Genomic DNA, 1830 nt, shown 5'->3' on the forward strand with positions numbered 1-1830 from the left:
TTGAGTCTACTCCGAAAACCCCTTTTCAGGAATTAACAAAGATTTGGGTTTTTGGAAACAGAAAAGATTCGTTTATGAATCTGAGCTTCACTTCTTTTATTTTGACTATGAATCGGTTTTTGATGCTTCCTATTGACTGGAAAGAGGCTATTTCTATTTCAAAAACAGCTAGCAGACCGTTTTTGAGCACATGTTTCATGATTCTGACAAAGTTTACCCACAGGCATCTGATATTCGCCCACATTCTGTGTTTGATTATTCCCCTGTATCTTGTTTTGTCATTTGTGTAGTGGTATCCCAACTGGAATATGGTTGCTTCCACATTGTTTCGGATGTTTAATATCTCCTGCGGGATATCGGCTATTTTCTTTCTCAATAGACATGCGCTAATCTCTTTATCAGAAAAATACCGGTAATGTTCCTCTGTTTTGATTCTCCATTTCTTCCCGTCTTTCATCTTCAGAGCGGCTACCGTAATATCTGTTTTGAAGTCTTTTACAGTCAATAACCCGTTTCCATCCATTTCAAGGTCATATCTGCCTTTTGGCCCCTGAATCGCATTTAGAATAAGTTCCGCATTCTTTTTGGCAACAAACCCCTGGTTTGACGGGCTGTGGTAAGCACCGTCGGCATGGACTTTTTCCACCGGATCACAGAATACTTCCCCTGCCCCGGTGACACCCTTTTCAAGAAAGCCATTATCGGCCGCATCTGCTTTTTTTACCTCTACGTTTCCTATCAGGTTCAGACCTTCTTTGTCACAGCTTTCTGTCACGTTGATACTGTACCCCTTCACCTGGTTGCCATCTTTGTTCCTGTAATGGGAGTCTGTATCATGTGGGGACTGGATGGAGTCGGCTGCTATCGATTCCTTGGGCTTGGGGATAACTGCTTTCTCGTCGCTTACATCAAACTGTTCTTCAAAAAGCCTTGAAACCGTGGCGTAATGGGCTTCGGATGATCCTTCAAACACTTTCACAAGCCTGTAGGCCAACACGCCCAGATCTATCAGCCTCATCCTGACCTCATCTCCCGAACAACGGTAGACAACCTTGTTGCCTTCCTCTGAAAGCAGGCTCCTTACCGTTTCGATCTCGGCAGGGGATAACCTGCTTTCCAGCTTTGCAATGCCGGTTTTCGAACAGAACAGCCGCAGGGTTTCATGGACAAGCTCATACCGGCTCAGCCAGGCAATGTTGCTGCCAAGGAGCTTGCTGTCCATCCGGATACTCCTTCCGCTCACCTGAAACTCCTTTGCCTGTCCCTTTGTGACCGCATTGAATGTTTCTTCCAACAGGTTGGGGTTGCCCTGTTTCTCATGGTCCACTATCCGCTTGCGGAACAGGTAATAGGTGGATTCTGTCGGTATGGGGTCATCCAGATTGACCAGCCCCAAAGCCCTCCTAACCAAAAGGTTAAACCTGCAATGCTCAAAAAGCTGTGAATCGCTCCACCTGCTGGCTTCCTTGAGAATCATCATGGCAACCATAATTCTGACTGAAGCATTGGGACTTCCGTTTTCCTTGGAATACAAAGGCTCAAATAAGGACTCCTCAACCCTCAAAGTGACCTGTGTCCTGAATAAATTATGCCATGATCCGATCTCCTCGTAGAAACGTTCTGACCTGTCACTGAGTAAAGAATTCGGGCTGGAAAAGATCCCCATTTGCTGTTTTTGTGAAGTTTTTCTGAACATTGAATGCAATTTAACTATCTGTAATATAGCTATTTATACCCAATTTATTAACTATACATAAGATTAGTTTTAAACTTTCTCAGCCCAATCCAAAAAGAACTTTTTACCTTAATTACTTTTCGGAGTGGACTCAA

General features: G+C 44.1%; 1 protein-coding gene. It reads right to left on the minus strand.

The window, feature by feature from the left end:
* Window positions 1–25 precede the first annotated feature (25 nt).
* Window positions 26–1696, minus strand: a complete 1671-nt coding sequence (locus M3O96_RS21815; protein ID WP_249725394.1) for a transposase — start codon at window positions 1694–1696, stop codon at window positions 26–28.
* Window positions 1697–1830: the final 134 nt, after the last annotated feature.

Origin of the sequence: Aquiflexum sp. TKW24L, assembly GCF_023502205.1 — a bacterium.
Taxonomy (GTDB): domain Bacteria; phylum Bacteroidota; class Bacteroidia; order Cytophagales; family Cyclobacteriaceae; genus Cognataquiflexum.

Coding starts and splice junctions, on each gene's coding strand:
- M3O96_RS21815 (WP_249725394.1), bottom strand. CDS start 1,696: ATGTTCAGAAAAACTTCACAAAAACAGCAAATGGGGATCTTTTCCAGC.